We start from the raw sequence: 19,375 nt of genomic DNA, 5'->3' as shown, positions 1-19,375 counted from the left end.
GCGAACAAAAAAGGGGTACGCGATGAGCACTCGGCAGGCAACATTAAATGATGTAGCACGTGAAGCGGGCGTGTCGCAGCAGACGGTTTCACGGGTGTTGAATAGCCCGGATTTGGTGTCGTCCCGTACCCGTGAAAAAGTGCTGCATGCGATGAACGTGCTGCACTATGTGCCGAACCGTTCCGCTCAGTTACTGGCGGGTAAAACGATGCCTGCGCTCGGGCTCATCACCTCTTCTCTCACCTACCACGCGCCGTCACAAATTGCCGCGGCCATAAAAAGTCACGCCGAAGAACAGCAATTGCAGGTTTCTGTCGCGATGCCAAAAGGGGCGGAGTACGAAGCATTGCAGGCAGTGCTTAACGAATTTCGGGCGCAAAACATTCGCGGCGTGATTGCGAATCTGCCGCTCGAGAGCACGCTCGCTGAACAACTGGCGCGGGAAAATGACGATCTGGCTTGTTTATTTCTGGATGTTCCGCCAGAGACTGACGTTTCTTGTGTGCGCTTCGATCACCAGGACGGTTCTGGCGCTTGCGTAAAGCATTTGTGGGAACTGGGACACCGACAATTTGGTTTGTTAGCAGGCCCGGCAGAGTCGATTTCTGCTCGTCTGCGCCTGGGTTGCTGGCGTGAAACACTTCATCAATTTGGCGTCAGCAATGCCATAACAGCCTGGGGAGACTGGAGTGCCAGCAGTGGCTGGGCAAAAACCTTCGAGTTGATTCATGCCAATCCTCGCATCAGCGCCATTATCGTCGCCAACGATCAGATGGCCTTAGGTGTATTAAGCGCGTTGGCGCAACTTAAACGCAGCGGCGCAAATGCGGTTTCAGTGACGGGTTATGACGATACCGCAGACAGCCTCTTCTTCCAGCCCGCGTTAACAACGGTTGCGCAGGATTTCGATTTGCTCGGCAAACGTGCGGTGGAAATCGTGACATCGCTGATGGCACAATCGTCGTCACCACAAAAAATACTGAAACTCCTTCCTACCCGTCTTATCATTCGCGAGTCAACTTATCCCTTTCCACACAATGAGACACCGACAGATATTGTGGCGCAGCTGAAATTGCTCATTAATCAGCTATAAATATATGGACATTAGCAGCCACAAATAATGTGTAAAAATGGATATTGGTTGGCGGTGCTATTATAAAACAAACTGATTAGCATTACCTCCGCATTAATTATAGTGATATAGTAGAGTTTGTTCTTGCCACACCGATTACAACTCAACCCACAACTAAGCAACGAATGAATCACAATATAATCATAAGAAACACGAAAAGCATCATTCATCAATTAAAAATAGCTTTTATTAACAATCGTATTTCGCAAGCGGTTCTGAGTTGCACCATGGCTATTATGCCATTTTCAGTTTTACGCGGAGTCGTTATTGTTGCAGGTACGTTATCCCTGAATTTTCATTGGGTAAAAATTTCACAATGGTTAGGTGATTTGCAACAAAATATGCTTATTTTCTTGCCTGTTTTGTTAAATATTATCTTTTCATTACAATGGGCCGTCAGATATCGCCTTTCAATCATGCTCAGTATTTCTCTTAGCCTGACGGTACTGTTTGGAATTGCTGGCCTTGAAAACAATCATGAAGCTAATTTTCTTTTTGGCGTGAGCCTCCCCGTCGCCTTACTCTCCGCTATTTTCACAAATTTAATACTTGAAAAAAACATCACCTTATTTAGAACCAATAAGATTCAATTAAACTGGAAGTCGGCAAAAATATTATCTTTTTTCATTGCCAGGCTAACTTCGCTAATTGTTGTTGGGCATATTATATTAAGTGCCTGCAGTTGGTTAACAAAAGATATATCAATTGCCATTTACCCTGATGGTTTTTTTCATGGTTTGCTGTATGAAATGATCCGTGAATTTACCTGGTTCTTTGGTATCCACGGGTTTTATATTTTCCAGGATATCGGGTTCAGATTCATGAACAATACGATATCTAACATGGACGCCTGGAAAGCCGGTCATGGGTCTTTAAATATCCTGAGCATCACTTTTTATGAGATGTGGTGTGCGTCCGGCGGATGCGGCGGTACGTTAAGCCTGTTAATCTGCTTATTAATCAGTCGCAACCCGTCTAACCGTCATCTTATTAATGTCTCACTGCCACTGGCGATATTTAACATCAATGAACCGCTGATTTTTGGCGTGCCCGTGGTGCTCAATCCTGTGATGTTCGTCCCTTTTCTGATGACTCCAGCGGTAGATTACATCCTCGCTTACTATGCTACGCTGTGGCACATCATCCCGCCCGCGCAGCAACTGGTGGGTTGGGCAACACCGGCCATCATTAATACATGGCTGGCCACCAATGGCGCATTCAGCGCGGTCTTCTTCCAGGTATTGCTCATTTGCGCGGGAATTGGTATTTACTGGCCTTTCCTGCGCTATATGGAAAAGCGTGACTATAAAGAAATCGCCTTGCCGTGCGGCAAAAAGCGATTTGTTCCGCTAAAAGGTAATCAGTTCCAATTGACGGTGCCGGGTCATCGAGAGGCAGAATCGCCGCATCATTACCTTTCTGAAGTAAATGAATATATAGAAGCAAGACGTCATATTAACGCTCTGCAAAATAGCGGTAATTTTGTTTTGTGGTTTCAACCTCAAATTACACTCGATGAGCGGAAAATAGTGGCAATGGAAGTTTTACTTCGTCATCAAAGTGATGATGGTAAAATTACCCCACCGTATTTTCTAAAATATTATGAACGTATTGGTATGATGCCCGAAGTTGATTTTTGGGTACTGGAAAATGCTGTTGAAGTGATTCATCACGAATTTTCTCGCTTTCCTGGCATGACACTTTCGGTAAATATTTCACCGCAAACGTTGCTTGAACCTAATTTCCTGAGCGTGGTGAGTAAATTGCTCCGTAACCCGTTGCCTTCTGGCTGGCAGTTGGAAATGGAAATTACCGAATCACAAAAAGTGAAAGAACCCCAGCAAGTGATTGAGGTTCTGGCAGTGTTACGCCAGTTTGGTATCAAAATAGCACTGGATGATTTTGGTTCGGGTTATTCAACCTTATCCTATCTGACACAATATGAACTGGATAAAATTAAGCTGGATCGTACTTTGGTGCTGGGCCTGGCCCGAGAAGGAGGAGAAGCGTTTCTCCATCATGTTGTGCAGTTATGCAAAACCTCCGGCAGCATTGTGTTGATTGAAGGGGTGGAAACCGAAGAAGAACATCAAATTGTACAAAATTGTGGAATCCATTTAGCACAAGGTTTCCTGTTTCACCGTCCACAACCTTTAAACCAATTATGCGAACTTTTAGAAACAAATACTTAGCCGGACATGGCGCCTATTTTATGCATAAAACACAGGAGTGGATTGTCCAGCCCTGAATAAATAGTTGAGTAAAAATACACGAACAGCAACACGGTTGCGTTAATATTTATCGTTGACGCTTTAATTAGCCAACTTTATAATCCTGTTAATTAAATGAAAGCGCATTTCTCATAAATCGAACAAGTCGATAAAAACCTACATTGCGCTAACATCAGTTAAACAACATATTAAAGTACAGCAGTATACAAACAACAAATAAAAACGATAATTTATCTCATTGAGAATTCCTTTCGAGCCTTCTTTAATCGCTTATAAAAGAGTACGAATAGAAAAAATGGTTGTTAAAGAACTCATTCAACATGAAGTTGTGCCTGTCTGCGAACAGGAACCCCAGCTGCGTGGGGGTTATCATTGGTATCATTCAATTACCGGGAAAGTTGCTATCTATCTGATGCTAGGGGTTTTAATTGCCTATGGCATTGGTTCTGGCGCTGGAGTTTTTGAAGTAAACCGTATTTCGCACGAACAATGGTACAAACAAGCCGCCACCAATTCTCAAATCACCAGTTATATTATTCGTAATATTTATACCTCCACCACGGTTAAATCCAACCACGAAGGACAAGTGGTTTCTATTGAATCCGAACGACCGCTCAGTGATGATGAAACCATTATCCAGACCGGATTTAACCCAGCCGATATGCTCACCCTGGTATCAACACAGACTCATAATCCAACCTGGTTATTGTTGTACGACAAGAAACACGGCTTTACCGACCTCAATAACACGGACGACATCTCGCAAAAAATCACCACCGCTACGGATACCGCCAATAGATCAGCGTTAACGGCCTATTATCGCGGCTTCGCGGATATTGGCGGCAAAGAGTATTTCGTCGGTTCGATTCCTATCGTAGACCCCTCAGGAAAGTTACTCGGTGCCGTAGTAAGCAGTATCGGAGAACGGGACGCGCTATTTGCCACCCACAATGCACTGCTGAAAAATACGCTACTGATGCTGATTTTAATCCTCGGCATTACGGTTGTGGTGGTCAATTGGCTGGTGCGTAACCTCTTTCGCCCCGTTCCACGTCTGATTCAAGCCGTCTCACTTATCGCCGATGAAAAAACCGATCAGGTCACTCCTTTCCAGACCCAGGATGATGAAATCGGTGAACTGGCGAAAGCCATTGAAAAACTTCGTGTGGCTATGGTTGACCGGGGTTATCTGCAACGGATGCAGGAAATGGCGCAAAAAATGGAGTACATGGCGCATCATGACTCTTTGACGCTGCTGCCTAACAGGGTTTCTTATCGAAATTCTATCGACGAGCGGCTGATAAAATTGAGAACCGAGGGCCGCATTTTCAATCTGTTGCTCATCGATTTAGATAATTTCAAACCGGTTAATGATACTTACGGCCACGTGGTTGGCGACGAACTCCTGATTGAATCATCAGTACGTCTGTGCGCCATTATCGGTGAAAAAGATATGGCCATTCGCCTGGGCGGCGATGAATTTGCCATTCTTCAGGAAGTGCAACGCGACTCAATTCTTGAAGCACAAACGCTGGCAAGAAAAGTGTTGGCGACGCTGAACGAACCGTTCACCTGTAGCGGGAATACATTTTCTATCAGTGGCAGCATCGGGATTTCCTGTGCTCCGCAACATGGAAACACCCGTGAAGATTTATTCGCCCATGCCGATCTTGCGTTATACACATCTAAAAGTTTCGGCCGCAATTGTTTCCATTTTTATTCTCCGGGGATGACGATGAACCCTTCCAATAACCTGCTCTTTAGCCAGGAAATTGAGAACGGCATCAGAAATAATGAGTTTTTCCTGCACTACCAAAAAATTGTCAGCCTCGATAACTGCCGCAGCGAAGGCTATGAAGCGCTAGTTCGCTGGCAACACCCGGTTCGCGGACAACTGCAACCCCATCATTTTATTTCGGTTTCTGAAGATATAGGGCTGATTGCCAGGCTTGGCGAGTGGCTGATACGCAGCGCCTGCATAGATGCAGCTAACTGGCCCGTGGCGAAAACCGTTTCAGTGAATGTTTCCCCGCACCAGCTTCGTCATCCAGGAATTTTAGATACCATTCGGAACGCCTTGCGTGACAGCGGCCTGGATCCTGCCCGTCTGGAAATAGAAATTACCGGTTCTGAGCCGTTGGACAGAGAAATTATCCTTCCTATTCTCAATGCCATCCAGGCGCTGGGGATAGGAATTGTTCTCGATGGGTTCGGCACTGGCTTTGCCACGCTCGATTATTTAATTATTTTCCCATTCAGCCATATCAAAATTGCCCGCCCACTGATTGATATGCTCGATAAGTGCGAGGACAGGCAGGCGTTAGTAAGTATGTTGGTTCGTTACGCGCTACAACGTGGGCTGAAAGTGACCGCTGAAGGCGTTGAAACCCAGCAACAGTATGAATTTTTGCTCTCACTGGGTGGCGTAAAAATGACGGCACAAGGATTTTACTTTGGCAGAGCCGTAGAAAATTCAAATGTAGTGGCAGAACTGGAGCAAGAGAAAATGGAGCAACAATGTCACTCTTAATCAAGAGTTTATATCAAGCATCATGCTTTACGGCCGCAGCATTAATATTTTCCCTTGGTATGCTCATTCCTTCGAGCGGCCATGCGGAAGACATTTTGGCTCGTATCACCCAAAACAAAACCATCACTCTGAGTTATCAGACAGATGTATTTCCTTATTCTTATTTCGAAAATAATAAGCCACAAGGTTATTCCATTGATATCTGCCATAAACTGATCGACATGATTAAACAGGAGTTAAAGCTTCCTGAGCTTCGCATCAAATGGGTTCCCGTCACCACCGCCACACAGTTTTTAACCGTCAAAAATAAAAGCATCGATATGGGCTGCATCCCCACGATTTACACGGCAGAAAGGCAAAAAATCGTGACCTTTTCTGAACCGTATTTCTTCTCAGCGACCCGCTTTGTGTCGCGTATGGAAGATGATATTACGGATATTGAAGAGCTGAACGGCCATACGGTTATCGTGAAAAGCGGTACGGTGTTCGTCAGACATATCCAGGAAGCGAACGCCCAGCACCAACTGTCATTGAATATTGATCTCGGCACCGACAATACGAAGGCTTTTTCCGAGCTGGAAAGTGGCAGAACGCCGGTGATTGTTTCCAGCGACGTGTTACTGCTTGCGCAAGCAGCGCTTTCAGGGCACCCGCAGGCATTCAGGATTTCTGCACAGACCCTCAGCCCGCGATTGCCCATCGCCATGCCGATTAAGAAAGGGAATCCGAAATTTACCGCGCTGATCAATACCTCGATGAAACGTCTGCTACAAAGTCCAGATTTCATGACTATCTATAATAAATGGTTTATGCGGCCGATAATGCCTGAAGGAGTGACTCTCAACTTGCCATTATCGCCAGAATTGAAGAAGCGTATTTCTTCGCAAACCCCGTATGCTTATTAAATATTTTTCCGGTGAGCACCCGAAGATAACGACAAACGATAAAAGCCTATCAATGAAACAGAAACCGTACCTGAGTTATATATTAAGTTTGTTTATGCTAATTACCGTGACTGCGGTGAAAGCAGAACCGAATATGTCTACGCTGGAAAGAATTTCCAGCCATAAAATCATCAATATTGGCTATCGCGATGCACCGCCCTATTCCTACAAAACTCGTGATGGACAGGTTGTTGGGTATGTCATTGAATTGTGCAAAAACGTGACGGAAAGTCTCAAAAAGAATCTGCACATTAATCATCTGGAAGTTAACTATATTCCTGTGCCCATATCCATGCGCATCCCGATGCTAAAACATAATGTGATTGATATGGATTGTTCGGTTAATACGGATACCGTAAAACGCCGAAGCGTCGTTTCATTCTCCCGCCATTATCTGTTAGTTCAAACACGATTCGGTACCCCTGTCGGTACAAATATTCATACTTTTTTAGACTTAGCGGGCAGAACAATCAGTGTAACCAAGGGAACGGCAGACTTAATTAGTGCTAATACCCTCAATCGGGTACAGAATCTTAATCTATTTGTTTTGACTCAACCGACAATGAAAGATGCCTTTATTACTATGACTCAGCATAAGAGTTTTGCGACAGCAACGAATGAGGTGTCGCTTAAGGAACTGATTGAAAGTAGTGAACATCCTGAAGATTATCAGATGTCAGATCTGACGCTGGGTACGCCGCAAAATCTGGGTATCATGCTCCGTTATGACGATCAAGAATTCAAAAAAATAGTCGATGCCTCTCTGGCAGATCGGTTCAAGCGCCATGATTTTAAGTCATTTTATGATCAATGGTTTAATAGCGTCTTACCCGATAAAAACTTCAACCTGCATCTTCCTCTAACAGCTGGAATGTATAAATACATTGCACAGAACACCTGATTTTAAAACTATAACTCCGCGCAATAAAAAAGGGAGAAAGTAAACTTTCTCCCCTGATACGTGATATTAATTACATCAGTTGAAGCAACATGCAGAAAGACATTCCGCACAATACACCATATAACAAATTGCTCTGCGCCGTTTTACGCACACGTTTTTGAGAATGAATGGTAACGTCTTCCAGTCTTTTACGAACGTTGCGCGAAACCTGTGTATGGTGTGTTATGACATCTTTTGAACAGTGCCGGAACCTTGCGATGTCATCCCTTATAAACTCATCGACAACGCCTTTGTTGGCTTTGAGTTCGCGGACAATTCCTTCAAGCATTTTTTCCATGCCTTTTACCCGCAGGACAACATCTTCTTCCATTTCCAGTGACAGCATAATCCAAATCCATGATTAATTATAACGCCTGGGGGTAATTCATTTACCGCCCATCCCTTTCAAGATAATAATGTCGTCAAGAAACAACCTAAGCAAGACAATAAACATTAATAAAACTTAAGTTGAAAATATTTCAGGTGAATTGACGCTATATTGTTCACTCATAAAAAATAATTAATCGCGATCTCCATTTGTTATTGCATCAATACTTTCTGGTAACAAACGAATTTCCGCCGCGCGGCGATGAGCCTGCATTCCTTCAGTGCGGCTTTGGCGGACAGCAGGTTGCGCGACGGCTGCAATTCCATGGTCGTCAATCCACTGGTGGGTGCAAATTTTCACATACGCGCCAACCCACAAACCGCCGGTATAGCGAGCCGCAGCCATCGTTGGCAATGTATGGTTGGTTCCGCAGCACTTGTCAGAGAACACAACGCTGGCATTTTGCCCGATGAACAACGAACCATAATTACGGATTTTGCTGGCCGTCGCATGTGGGTCGCGGGTGTGCACTTGCAGATGTTCCGTGGCCATATGGTCTGCCCAGGCGATGAGTTGTTCCTCGTCGCGGCAAATCACAATTTCGCCCTGTCGTTTCCAGGCTTCACCTGCGGTTACTGCCGTGGGTAAATTCGACAGCTGGCGTTCAATTTCAGCCAGCGTCGCGCGGGCGATTTGTGGACTGGTGGTCGCCATCCCGACGCGGGTATGCACATCATGTTCAGCCTGAGCCAAAAGGTCTGCCGCCAGAATTCGCGGGTCTGCGCTGTCATCAGCAATCACATAAATCTCACTTGGCCCAGCCAGGGCGTCGATGCCGACTTTACCAAACACCTGGCGTTTAGCTTCGTTAACAAAGGCATTGCCCGGCCCGACAACTTTATCCACTACCGGGATAGATTCTGTCCCCCAGGCCATGGCGGCAATCGCCTGTGCGCCACCAACCTTAAAGATGCGGTGCGCCCCCGCAAGGTGGCAAATGGCTATCATCGCCGGATGCGCCCCCGGCGGCAGACAGGCAATAATCTGGTCACATCCTGCCACTACCGCCGGGACAATGGACATTACCGGCGCGGATAAAATGGGGTAACGCCCGCCAGGCACATAACAGCCCACAGTCTGAATAGGGATAATGCGGTGCCCGAGATGCACGCCCGGCAGCGTTTCGATATCCAGCGGTTGCATGGTTGCCAGTTGCGCCTGCGCAAAGCGTTTAACCTGCGCAATGGCAAACTCGCTGTCCTTGCGCGTTTGCGGGTCGAGATCCGCCAGTGCGCTGGCAATTTCATGTTCCGAAACTTCAAATTTGTCCGGCGTGGTTTTATCAAACTTTGCCGAGTAGTCACGCAGCGCAGCATCGCCACGCTCGCGCACCTGGTCGATAATATTCTGCACCGTCTCGGTTAGCGTGCGGTCAGCCTGAACATCTTGCCCCTGCGGACGTTTAATAAACTCAACATCAGCCTCAGAAATCGTTGCCATTTCTTACTCCTCCATTTGTCCCAGTTTAATTTGTGCCAGCAGAGCCAGATGGTCGTAGACCACCCATTCATCAACGATTTTGCCGTTGACGATGTGATAGTGGGACATCCCCATAACGAACAGGCGCTCACCGGTCGGTTTACCCAGCTCGCCGTAACCCAAGTGGTGGCCTTCCATGATCCAACGCACCGCCACTTTGGTACCGCCTTCTTCGCAAGGATTGGAGCAGACATGCTGCGGCATCCACGCCCCGTCCGGGATCATGCCAATCAGCGCCAGCGTCTGGTGGATAACCGCCGCCTGACCGTACAACTCTTTCATCAGCGGCCCATGCCACTGCACATTCGGGGCATACACATCTTTGATTTTACCGAGCATGCGGCGGTTATAAATTTCGTGCAGCCAGCGCAGGCACTGCTCTTCGGTATCGGTATGCGCAATGGAGACATCGCATTCCATTTCTGGCGGATACTGCCCGACCATGCGGCGGTTTTCGCCGATATCGGTGACACGGAAGCCCTTATCGAACTGCTCTTTTGCCATGCCGTAGGCTATCGCGTCGGTATCCAGACCCAGCTGACGCATCATCGCCATGTTGTCGCTGACCACCCACTCGCGATAAATCTTGTTTTCGTGGATCATGCAGTCCGCCACGGTACGGGTCACAAACGTGCGGTTAGTCGGTTTACCCAGATGACTGTACTGAGTGTGACGGCCAGTGCCGGTTACCAGGTGGGAGGTGTAAAAACCGTCAACGTCGTTACCATTCCAGATAACTTGCGTTGCCATACCGCGGCGTTCAGGGAAGGCAATTAAGCGCTGCAACGTATCCTGCACAACCTGCTCGCGGTTATACATGGTACCGAGCGCATTATATAAAACACAGTTGTGGGTATAGTGGGTGTAAATTAAACCAACGTCACGCTCGTCCCATATTTTATGGGTGCAACGCACAATGTAATCGACAATATCCGTATAACAATCATCAAAGCCCCGCAATGATTGCACTCGCGGACGTTTCTCCGGAACCAAATCAATAAAGTCACGGCGCTCCACTTGTAATACCGGTTCATCGCGCGTGGATTTTACATTGGTTTTTTCCGAAGCTACCGGCGTTTTATTAGTTGTTTCAGTTGAAGACATATGACCTCCTGCGTTATTTGATTGCGCTATGGGTATTGTCAGCGCACATTATTCAGGGATAGGAATATCCCTCACCTGCAAATGGCGATAATATTTATTTTCTGGGTTAGCTATTTGGCGAGGAGGTTATCCTCGCCAATAAATGTCATTAATTAAAAATCTGTGACCATATCGCTAATTCATCGACACCCAGATATTCCCGGATAATTAACCCATCGCGTAATTCCAGTTGGCTAATACCGGTAATAGAAACCGGGCGACGGGTCGGGGTACCGAATTTCCCGTAACCGTCGTGCCAGGTTAACAGCGACCAGCGCAACGAAAGGCGCACCGGTTCATTGGCATCACGGCGCACCACCAGGTGATGGAGATGCGTTTCGCTGTCGGCAAACGACGCCCGGTATCCCGAAAGAAAACCGCCGATATCCTGCTCGCCCGTGCACAACACGTGGCCCGGCCCATGCAGCGTTGCGGCAGGATGATATAACCCTGGCACCACACCGCTGTTGCCACCTGCCCACATCGACAAATAGCGTTCAATCAGTCCGGCAAGTGGGCCATCAACGTCATCCCCTTCAGGGCCGCCCGCCCAGCGCGCGTCCATCTCTTCGGCACTGATATTTTCCAGCCCGGCTTCACGACGTGAATCTGCGAGTTGCCTCGCAAAATCACGCACTTCCATTCCCGTTTGCAAAATGATGGCTGCGCGGTCTTGCAATAACCACTCCTGACGCACTGCGCCTTCAGCGCAAACGCGATCCGCCCAGGTGCGCACCCAAATCGATTTTCCGCTCGGTTTCCCAAAGAACCCCTCGCCCTGATGCTGGATACAGGCCACCGTGCGTTGCGCGGCGTAATATTCAAACTGCGGCGAATGGGTACAAAGAATATCTTCGGTTAGCACCGTGCGATGCGGGAAACTGTGCATCGCTTCAAGCGTGAGCCGCATAAATTGCGACAGGTCATTGAGCTGTTTTTCCGGGGTGTTAAATACCACCGGAGTGGCGTAGAAATCTGCCAGTTGGCCGATATCTTTTTGCTCCCATACCACATGGGTCAGCGTCAAAATAAACTGCTGGATAGAATCAAACTGAGGGCTAAAGCCCGGCAACCTGGTCATTCAACCTCCTGCGGCTGGAACAATGACAGCCCATCTTTTTCGATAACGCCAAATTGTGGCCGCCTTGCGGAATGACGCACCACCAGCACACCAGGAACCACAACCTGTTCCGGTTCAATGTTTTCACTTTCAATCTGTTTCATCAGTAGCGCTATGGTGGCCCCGACCATGGCATCAACAGGCTGAGATGCCGACGTCAGAGCGTAAGACGGCCAACCTGAAGGGCCGGTATCGTCATAACCGATGACCGAAAGATCTTCTGGAATCCGCAGGCCAAATTCGAACCGGGCAACATCCATCACGGTAAGCGCCATATGATCATTGGCAGCAAAAATGGCATCCGGTGGCTGTGGCGAGGAAAACAGTTCCCAGGCCGCTTTTGCGGTTTTTCTGGCATCGTAATCCCCCTGCACCACGCGGACATCCTTAATTCCGTGGTGATTAAGCGTATTGATATACCCACTCTGCCGCGCCAGGTTAACCGAAGAGTCAGAAAGCCCGGCCACATACGCAAAGTGCTGGTGCTCCCCGGCGAGCAGAAATTCTGCAATCTGTTTGGCTGCCGCTTCGTTATCGGTATTCACGCTCGACGCCGTGGCATTTTCTTCGCTGCGATTAAACAGCACCACCGGGATCCCGGCAGCGACACACTCTTCGGAAAGCTCGACCGACAGCGAAACCGAAGCCAGCACAATCCCGTCAACCCGGTATTGCATGATCTGGTCGAAAATCCGGTCGACGTTACCATCGCGGTCGCCCACAAACAGCAGCAGGTGGTAATTCAGCTCATCGAGCTTTTGCGCCAGTGCTTCCAGAACCTGCGGGTAGAACTGGTTATCAAAATAGGACATCACCACACCCACAATCCTTGAGCGGGCGGTGTTTAGGGATCGGGCAATGGCATTTGGCCGATAGCCCAGTTCGCGCGCCGCCTTCAGCACCTTTTCACGCGTTGCCGGAGAAATGCTCGCTCCTGGCGTGAAAGTGCGCGATACCGCCGATTGTGATACTCCCGCTATTTGTGCCACTTGCTGAGAAGTCACGGGGCCAAAAGTCTTACGTTTCATGATTTGGTAGTCCTTATCCACATCCCTCTGGAATGCCTGTTTTTTATACTTACACCATCTTTGCATGCGTATGCAACAGACAAAATTATTTTTTTCACATTTACATTATCTGCCTTTACAAAATTGAAACCTTTTCGTAACTTCAACTTTTGAATACGTATGCAGAAAACAAAAAATACGCCGTCAGTTTTACCGGTGACGCAAGTTAGCGACAAAGGATTGCACCGGTTAATGCCGTACTTGATTGGTTATAACCCATTAATATTTAAGAGGTTCACCACATGTTTCGTGCACTCTTTAGTCGATCCGAAGTCAGACTGTTTTTTACCATTAGCGTGTTGTTCTTCATTTGCATCCACAGTATCGATGCATTTCTCGCCCCGATGTTAATCAGCGAAGGAATGCAGCCAGAAGTGGTGGGAATGATTATGGGCGCCAGTGGATTAGCCACGTTATTTATCCGTTTCCCGATTGGCATTTTGTCGGACGTGGTGAAGAGCCGAAAAATATTTATCCAGGTCAGCCTGCTGTTACCGATGGTGACCTGGCCGATAGCCTACCTGGAACCCACCGCCGTGACATTGTACCTGGCGAAGGCCGCCGATGGATTCACTGCGGCGACCTGGGTTTTGTATAACATCCTGTTTATTCGCTATTTTGATAAAAAAGATGCGCCTGCCGCTGTGGCATTACTGGCACTTGCCGGGCCATTAGGGGTTTTCCTCGGCAACTGTATTGGTGGCGCGTTAATCCACTTTTTTGACAAGAACATCGGCTATTTTGTCTCAAGCGTATCGGCGCTGCTGGCATTGATTCTGACGTTTCGCATTAAAGAATTTCACGATGCTGCCCGCGCACCCACGCTTAAAGCCTGTATTAAAAGTGCGAAGCGCCAGCTCGCGGACCCTTCCGTATGGTTTATTGGCCTGCTGGCCACCATTGTCATCCTGGTGCCTTTCGCCACCCGCGATACGCTGACCCCTATTTATGCCCAACAGCTCGGCGCGAAAGCCGGTATTTTGACCTTGCTGAGTAATATCCATTTGATCTTCTACGCGCTGGCGATAGCGATGTGTAGTTCGGTGTTTTATAAACGCCTGGGACTGGTGAATACCGCCGTTATTGGCATTATCCTGCAAGTGATTTCCAGTATTGGCATTCCTTTCACCAGCAATATGTATCTCATCTATTTCTTACAGGCGATGGCGGGTTTCTCGTTTGGTATGGCATTCGCCGTGTTTATGTCGTTAAGCGTGGTGAATACGGTTGAGGATGAACAATCAACGCGCATGGGCTTATTCCAGACCATTTATTCTGTCGGCATGTTTGTCGGCCCGGTCGCGATGGGTTTGATGTTGCAGCATATTAATTTGTCTTCCGGGTATCTGATGATTGGCGTGTTGTGCGTTATTGCGGCTTTCCTCACACCCATGGCGGCACGCAGTGTGGAGCAGCGCCAGATAAAAGCGGCGCAAAAGAATCTGCCGAACGTTTCTTCGGCACAGGAATATGCTAATAAAACCAGCCAGTAAATTTAAACCTTAATCGTTTATTTAATCCGATTCACCCCATTCACCCGCAATGCCGGGCGGGATAAACACGTATTAAAAATCAAAGGAGAGCGTCATGGCGCAATATTTAAAAACCAGTAAATCATTATCTGAACGCCAGCAGGCCAATAAACAGGTCAGTATTGTGGTGGAAAATACGCTGGCCGATATTGAACAACGCGGTAATCAGGCTATTCGTGAGTTATCCATTAAGTTCGATAATTACGATCGCCAGGATTATCGTTTATCGCAGAGTGAAATTAATGCCTGCATCAAACAATTAAGCCGCCAGGATATTAAAGATATCGAGTTTGCCCAGCAGCAAGTTTTTAATTTTGCCACGGCGCAAAAAGGTTGCCTGACCGATCTTGAAATCGAAACCCGTCCCGGCGTAATTCTTGGTCATAAAAACATTCCGATTAATGCCGTCGGTTGTTATGTCCCCGGTGGGAAATATCCGCTGCTGGCTTCAGCGCATATGTCGATTATTACGGCAAACGTAGCGGGGTGTTCGCGCATTGTGAGCTGTGCGCCGCCGTTTAATGGTCGCCCTGCCCCGGCGATTGTTGCCGCGCAGGCGATGGCGGGTGCAACGGAGATTTACGCGTTAGGCGGTATTCAGGCGATTGGCGCGATGGCGCTCGGCACCGACACTATCGCGCCTGTAGATATGCTGGTCGGCCCGGGTAACGCCTTCGTTGCAGAAGCTAAACGCCAGTTATTTGGCCGCGTCGGCATCGACTTGTTCGCCGGGCCAACGGAAACGCTGGTGATTGCCGACGAAACGGTAGACGCCGAAATCTGCGCCACCGACCTGCTGGGTCAGGCCGAACACGGCGTAACCACACCTGCGATCCTGCTCACCAACTCGCTGAAACTGGCACAAGAAACGATACGTGAAGTTGAGCGCCTGCTGACGCAATTGCCCACCGCAGAAATTGCCCGCCAGGCATGGCGCGATTATGGCGAAGTGATTGTTTGCGACAGTTACGAGGAGATGTTGCAGGAAGCAGACCGCATCGCCTCCGAGCACGTGCAGGTGATGACTAACCGCGACGACTGGTTCCTCGCCAACATGACCAACTTTGGTGCGCTGTTCCTTGGCCCGCGCACCAATGTGGCTTACGGCGATAAAGTCATCGGCACCAACCATACCCTGCCAACGCAGAAAGCAGCGCGTTATACCGGCGGACTTTGGGTCGGTAAGTTTATGAAAACCTGCACCTGGCAGAAAGTGCTGAGTGACGAAGCCTCTACAGAAATTGGCAGCTATTGCTCACGCTTGTGCCAACTCGAAGGTTTCTCGGGCCATGCGGAGCAAGCCAATATTCGCGTGCGTCGTTACGGCAACCAGGATGTGCCATACGCAGGCTCGGTTCCGGCGGCGGATATTGAGAAGGCATCGTAATGATAGCGCTTCCTCGCACACCGGAATTCCGGCTCGATAATCAGCGGGCTTTAGTGACGGGCGGTTCTCGTGGTATCGGTTTTGCGGCGGCCATCGCCCTGGCACGCGCCGGGGCGCAGGTGTGGATTATTGCCCGCCAGGCGCAGCAGCTTGAGGAGGCGGTTAAAAGTGCTGCCGCAGAAGGCCTGCAATTAAACAGCCTGGCGCTGGATATTACCGATACCGCTCAGGCGGGTGCTGCGTTGGCAGACCTACCGGGGTTCGACATTCTGGTAAACAGTGCCGGGCTTGCGCGTCATCAACCATTTCTTGAAGTGAGTGAAGAAAATTTTGATGCGGTCATGGCGCTCAATCTGCGGGCAACCTTCTTTATTAGCCAGTTAGTTGCACGCAGTATGAAAATGCGCCAGATCCCAGGTTCAATTATTCACATTTCCTCGCAAATGGGGCATGTCGGCGGCCCGCAACGCAGCGTTTATTGCGCGTCTAAGTTTGCCCTAGAGGGTTTGACGAAAACAATGGCGCTGGAGTTGGGCGATTCGGGTATTCGAGTGAATACCCTGTGCCCGACGTTTATCGAAACCGAGCTGTCGCGCGCGAATCTCGCAAACCCGGCATTTAGTCGCTATGTGTTGGACAACATAAAGCTGAAGCGGCTGGGGACGCTGGAAGATGTGATGGGGCCGGTGGTATTTCTCGCCTCGCCTGCTTCTGCCCTGATTACCGGCACGGCATTAATGGTCGATGGCGGGTGGACAGCAACATGAATACGATGCCTTTGCTGGAAAACCATCACGCGCCACTGATTCTGCTCGGCGGAACGCTGTGCAACGGGCGGCTATGGCAGCCGTTAAGCGAACAGTTAAATGTGACCTCTTTTAGCTGCATCACGCTCACCGCGGGCAAATCAGCGCATGAACTGGCAACTCAGTTGCTCGAGGTTTTGCCGCCGCGCTTTTGCCTGGCGGGTTTTTCACTCGGGGCAATGGTGGCTCTGCAAATGGTAGCTTTGGCTCCGCATCGAATTGCCGGTCTGGCGCTGCTGTCCGTGAACCCGCTGCGGGATTTACCCGCTAACGCGGCCGGGCGACGTGCGGCGGTGAAAGAAGCTGCGCGCCTGGGAGTCGCGCCGTGGCTCACGAAAACTCTCTGGCCGAAATACGTCGCCCCGCATCGTCTGGATAACGCGTCGCTTCACCAGACAATCGTACAAATGGCTGAAGAGTGCGGCATTGCGGTTTTTGCAGACCAGACTGAGGTGGCGATTTCACGCGATGACCATCGCGCGGCTCTGGCCACGTTTCCCTCTCCGATACTCATCATCAACGGCGCGTATGACGTCATTTGTACCCATTCACATCACCAGTCGGTTGCCGCTGTCGCTGCTCATGCCCGCTGGATAACGCTTCCTGAAAGCGGCCATTTCTTACCGCTTGAAGAACCGAAACTGGTGGCAATCGCCATGCGCAACTGGATACAGGAGACACAACCATGAGAAAAAATCCGCTCAAAGCGGCCTTTCGCCAGCAGCAACCCATCATTAATGGTTGGCTGGCGATACCTTCGGGCTACAGCGCCGAAATCGTCGGGCATCAGGGCTATGATTCCGTCACCGTCGATATGCAGCACGGCATGATTGATTTCGCCAACGCGTTGTCGATGCTGCAAGCCATTTCGGCGACACCTGCCACGCCGCTGGCCCGCGTGAACACCAATGAACCCGCTCAAATTATGCGCCTGCTTGATGCCGGAGCCTGGGGAATCATCTGCCCGATGATTTCGACGGCGGAACAAGCGCGGCAGTTTGTTTCAGCCTGCCGCTACCCGCCACTCGGTAACCGCTCTTTTGGCCCGGCGCGCGCCCTTTTATACGGCGGCAAAGATTACCCGCAGTATGCCAATGAAGAGATCCTGACGCTGGCGATGATTGAAACCCGCGAAGGGCTGGAAAATCTCGACGCGATTCTGGATACCGCCGGGCTGGACGGCGTATTTATCGGGCCAAACGACCTTTCTTTAACGCTCACGGGAAGTGCCAGCGCCGAGTCGCAACACCCTGAAATGTTGGCCGCGATAGAGTTAGTGCTGAGTCGTTGCAAAGCACATAACAAACTCGCCGGAATATTTTGTACATCAGGCCAGGCCGCCGCAAATCGAATTGCGCAAGGCTTTAACTTTGTGACCCCGGCCAATGACGTTATGCAACTGGGCAGTGCGTCACGCACCGCAATCGCCACCGCGCGGGGTGAAGCCGCGCCAACCAGTGGCGCATCTGGATATTAATAGAGGACATTATGCAAAATATTACTCTGACCCAAGAAGAAGCCCAGCGCCGCCTGGTTCGCCCGGAAGACCGCGTGTCCTGTAGCGTGGCGTTTATCGACTGCAAACTACCCGGCTCGCACCTCAAACAAAACTATTCCTTTATTGGCCCAGGCGTGACGCAGTCGGCTTCGCAAGTGGTGAATATTCCCGAGCCGCACGGGTTTAACATTGGTGCGGCGGCGATGCCAAAAGGCGTCACCAATAATCTGCATCTGCATTTCACCGCCGAAGTGTTTTTGATTCATGAAGGGAGCTGGCGTTTCCGTTGGGGCGCCAATGGCGAGCATCAGGCGGAATTCAGCGCACCGGCTATTTTGTCTATCCCGACGTGGATTTTCCGCGGTTTTACTAACGTCAGCCCGAATGATACCTGCGGCATGGTGTTCACCGTTTTAGGGGGCAATAACACCGGCGGGATTATCTGGCATCCGTCGATACTAGAGGCCGCAAGCGAATATGGTTTGTATCTGAGTCGCGACAATATGCTGATTGATGTCGAGGCCGGCGACAAACTGCCCGCGCAATCCGAGTTGTTGCAGCCGCTGGGGGCGGAACATATCGCCGCGTTGCGCGATTATCCGATAGAGGAAATGAGCCAGCGCGCCGTGACGGGCGAGCAGCGGACATGGTCGGCGAACGCTCTGCTGGATTCTGTTTTGCCAGGACACGGTGGCGAACTGGCACCGGTGATTGGCTATGGAATATCACAAGACCTGCATAACGCGCCGCCAATTATGAATCCGCATGGTTTCTCTGTGGAGTGGCTGCGCATTCAGGACCAGCATCGCGTTGGTTTGCATTCCTGCCCGGATGTTCAGGTGCTGATGGTGTTTAAAGGAACGCTGGAAATCACGTGGAATAGACCAGGTGAAGAAGTCACGATTGTGGCTGAAGAAGGTTCGGTGATTTCAGTTCCTGCCAATAGCTGGCGTCAGTACCGGGCGCTGGATGGCGTGATGGAAGCCACGCTGACCACTCAGGGCGATCATCGTAAAAAGATTTACTGGGATGCGGAAGTTATTGAGCAAGCGCTGGAGCGGGATCGCTGTCTCGATCCCGATGGCTACGTGGCAACGGCAAGTATCCTGCCTGCCACCGCGCGTCGGGCGGGTGAGAAAATAGCTCGCGCCGTTTAGGCGAGATCAGAGCGAGATTCT

At 49.6% G+C, this 19,375-nt stretch carries 16 protein-coding genes; 11 read left to right on the top strand and 5 right to left on the bottom strand.

Features of this window, described 5'->3' with window-relative positions; genetic code table 11:
• Nucleotides 1-22 precede the first annotated feature (22 nt).
• The 5 genes from GBAG_RS08095 (at nt 23) to GBAG_RS08075 (ending at nt 7,738) form a co-directional block, all read left to right on the top strand.
• Entirely contained in the window at nt 23-1,093 is a 1,071-nt protein-coding gene (locus tag GBAG_RS08095) for a LacI family DNA-binding transcriptional regulator (protein ID WP_034494882.1), read from the top strand.
• Between the two features lie 266 nt (nt 1,094-1,359).
• Nucleotides 1,360-3,324, top strand: coding sequence for an EAL domain-containing protein (locus GBAG_RS21825; RefSeq protein WP_167333337.1), 1,965 nt, complete (start codon nt 1,360-1,362; stop codon nt 3,322-3,324).
• A gap of 334 nt (nt 3,325-3,658) precedes the next feature.
• Nucleotides 3,659-5,893 carry a bifunctional diguanylate cyclase/phosphodiesterase gene (locus GBAG_RS08085; RefSeq protein ID WP_051873660.1) on the top strand — a complete coding sequence of 745 codons (2,235 nt, stop codon included), beginning with the start codon at nt 3,659-3,661 and terminating at the stop codon, nt 5,891-5,893.
• Nucleotides 5,881-6,798, top strand: coding sequence for an amino acid ABC transporter substrate-binding protein (locus GBAG_RS08080; protein WP_034494881.1), 918 nt, complete (start codon nt 5,881-5,883; stop codon nt 6,796-6,798). The genes GBAG_RS08085 and GBAG_RS08080 overlap by 13 nt, the downstream gene beginning before the upstream one ends.
• 133 nt (nt 6,799-6,931) lie before the next feature.
• Nucleotides 6,932-7,738, top strand: a complete 807-nt coding sequence (locus tag GBAG_RS08075; RefSeq protein WP_167333336.1) for a transporter substrate-binding domain-containing protein — start codon at nt 6,932-6,934, stop codon at nt 7,736-7,738.
• 70 nt (nt 7,739-7,808) lie between these two features.
• On the opposite strand, the gene GBAG_RS08070 is transcribed toward GBAG_RS08075, so the two are convergent.
• From GBAG_RS08070 to GBAG_RS08050, 5 genes are all read right to left on the bottom strand, one after another.
• Complete coding sequence (locus GBAG_RS08070; protein WP_034494879.1) at nt 7,809-8,123, bottom strand: hypothetical protein; 315 nt, start codon at nt 8,121-8,123, stop codon at nt 7,809-7,811.
• 174 nt (nt 8,124-8,297) lie between these two features.
• The gene (gene hisD / locus GBAG_RS08065; protein ID WP_034494878.1) at nt 8,298-9,605 is read right to left on the bottom strand and encodes a histidinol dehydrogenase; all 1,308 of its coding nucleotides are present in this window, start codon (nt 9,603-9,605) and stop codon (nt 8,298-8,300) included.
• Between the two features lie 3 nt (nt 9,606-9,608).
• Complete coding sequence (locus GBAG_RS08060; protein ID WP_034494876.1) at nt 9,609-10,748, bottom strand: nuclear transport factor 2 family protein; 1,140 nt, start codon at nt 10,746-10,748, stop codon at nt 9,609-9,611.
• A gap of 148 nt (nt 10,749-10,896) precedes the next feature.
• Nucleotides 10,897-11,868 carry a nuclear transport factor 2 family protein gene (locus GBAG_RS08055; RefSeq protein WP_034494875.1) on the bottom strand — a complete coding sequence of 324 codons (972 nt, stop codon included), beginning with the start codon at nt 11,866-11,868 and terminating at the stop codon, nt 10,897-10,899.
• The gene (locus GBAG_RS08050) at nt 11,865-12,935 is read right to left on the bottom strand and encodes a LacI family DNA-binding transcriptional regulator (RefSeq protein WP_034494874.1); all 1,071 of its coding nucleotides are present in this window, start codon (nt 12,933-12,935) and stop codon (nt 11,865-11,867) included. The genes GBAG_RS08055 and GBAG_RS08050 overlap by 4 nt, the downstream gene beginning before the upstream one ends.
• Nucleotides 12,936-13,216: 281 nt before the next feature.
• On the opposite strand from GBAG_RS08050, the gene GBAG_RS08045 reads away from it, so the two are divergent.
• From GBAG_RS08045 to GBAG_RS08020, 6 genes are all read left to right on the top strand, one after another.
• The gene (locus GBAG_RS08045) at nt 13,217-14,467 is read left to right on the top strand and encodes an MFS transporter (RefSeq protein WP_051873659.1); all 1,251 of its coding nucleotides are present in this window, start codon (nt 13,217-13,219) and stop codon (nt 14,465-14,467) included.
• Nucleotides 14,468-14,561: 94 nt separating this feature from the next.
• Nucleotides 14,562-15,893 (top strand): histidinol dehydrogenase, encoded by a 1,332-nt coding sequence (gene hisD, locus GBAG_RS08040; protein ID WP_034494873.1) that lies wholly within the window; start codon nt 14,562-14,564, stop codon nt 15,891-15,893.
• Nucleotides 15,893-16,660, top strand: a complete 768-nt coding sequence (locus tag GBAG_RS08035; protein WP_246864864.1) for an SDR family NAD(P)-dependent oxidoreductase — start codon at nt 15,893-15,895, stop codon at nt 16,658-16,660. Before hisD (GBAG_RS08040) ends, GBAG_RS08035 begins: the two co-directional genes overlap by 1 nt.
• A complete protein-coding gene (locus GBAG_RS08030; protein WP_345702270.1) occupies nt 16,657-17,388 on the top strand; it encodes an alpha/beta fold hydrolase in 732 nt (243 codons plus the stop codon). Before GBAG_RS08035 ends, GBAG_RS08030 begins: the two co-directional genes overlap by 4 nt.
• Nucleotides 17,385-18,176 (top strand): HpcH/HpaI aldolase family protein, encoded by a 792-nt coding sequence (locus GBAG_RS08025; RefSeq protein WP_034494872.1) that lies wholly within the window; start codon nt 17,385-17,387, stop codon nt 18,174-18,176. Before GBAG_RS08030 ends, GBAG_RS08025 begins: the two co-directional genes overlap by 4 nt.
• Before the next feature lie 11 nt (nt 18,177-18,187).
• Nucleotides 18,188-19,354, top strand: coding sequence for a cupin domain-containing protein (locus GBAG_RS08020; protein ID WP_034494871.1), 1,167 nt, complete (start codon nt 18,188-18,190; stop codon nt 19,352-19,354).
• The last annotated feature ends 21 nt before the right edge of the window (nt 19,355-19,375 follow it).

The organism is Buttiauxella agrestis ATCC 33320 (assembly GCF_000735355.1).
Taxonomy (GTDB): domain Bacteria; phylum Pseudomonadota; class Gammaproteobacteria; order Enterobacterales; family Enterobacteriaceae; genus Buttiauxella; species Buttiauxella agrestis.
This window is presented reverse-complemented; position numbering and strand designations above follow the sequence as displayed.

Bases quoted from the DNA above. Each gene is read 5' to 3' on its own strand.
- GBAG_RS21825 (WP_167333337.1), top strand. From the start codon at position 1,360: ATGGCTATTATGCCATTTTCAGTTTTACGCGGAGTCGTTATTGTTGCA.
- GBAG_RS08080 (WP_034494881.1), top strand. From the start codon at position 5,881: ATGTCACTCTTAATCAAGAGTTTATATCAAGCATCATGCTTTACGGCC.
- hisD (WP_034494878.1), bottom strand. From the start codon at position 9,605: ATGGCAACGATTTCTGAGGCTGATGTTGAGTTTATTAAACGTCCGCAG.
- GBAG_RS08095 (WP_034494882.1), top strand. From the start codon at position 23: ATGAGCACTCGGCAGGCAACATTAAATGATGTAGCACGTGAAGCGGGC.
- GBAG_RS08050 (WP_034494874.1), bottom strand. From the start codon at position 12,935: ATGAAACGTAAGACTTTTGGCCCCGTGACTTCTCAGCAAGTGGCACAA.
- hisD (WP_034494873.1), top strand. From the start codon at position 14,562: ATGGCGCAATATTTAAAAACCAGTAAATCATTATCTGAACGCCAGCAG.
- GBAG_RS08030 (WP_345702270.1), top strand. From the start codon at position 16,657: ATGAATACGATGCCTTTGCTGGAAAACCATCACGCGCCACTGATTCTG.
- GBAG_RS08035 (WP_246864864.1), top strand. From the start codon at position 15,893: ATGATAGCGCTTCCTCGCACACCGGAATTCCGGCTCGATAATCAGCGG.
- GBAG_RS08075 (WP_167333336.1), top strand. From the start codon at position 6,932: ATGTCTACGCTGGAAAGAATTTCCAGCCATAAAATCATCAATATTGGC.
- GBAG_RS08025 (WP_034494872.1), top strand. From the start codon at position 17,385: ATGAGAAAAAATCCGCTCAAAGCGGCCTTTCGCCAGCAGCAACCCATC.
- GBAG_RS08070 (WP_034494879.1), bottom strand. From the start codon at position 8,123: ATGCTGTCACTGGAAATGGAAGAAGATGTTGTCCTGCGGGTAAAAGGC.
- GBAG_RS08085 (WP_051873660.1), top strand. From the start codon at position 3,659: ATGGTTGTTAAAGAACTCATTCAACATGAAGTTGTGCCTGTCTGCGAA.
- GBAG_RS08020 (WP_034494871.1), top strand. From the start codon at position 18,188: ATGCAAAATATTACTCTGACCCAAGAAGAAGCCCAGCGCCGCCTGGTT.
- GBAG_RS08045 (WP_051873659.1), top strand. From the start codon at position 13,217: ATGTTTCGTGCACTCTTTAGTCGATCCGAAGTCAGACTGTTTTTTACC.
- GBAG_RS08060 (WP_034494876.1), bottom strand. From the start codon at position 10,748: ATGTCTTCAACTGAAACAACTAATAAAACGCCGGTAGCTTCGGAAAAA.
- GBAG_RS08055 (WP_034494875.1), bottom strand. From the start codon at position 11,868: ATGACCAGGTTGCCGGGCTTTAGCCCTCAGTTTGATTCTATCCAGCAG.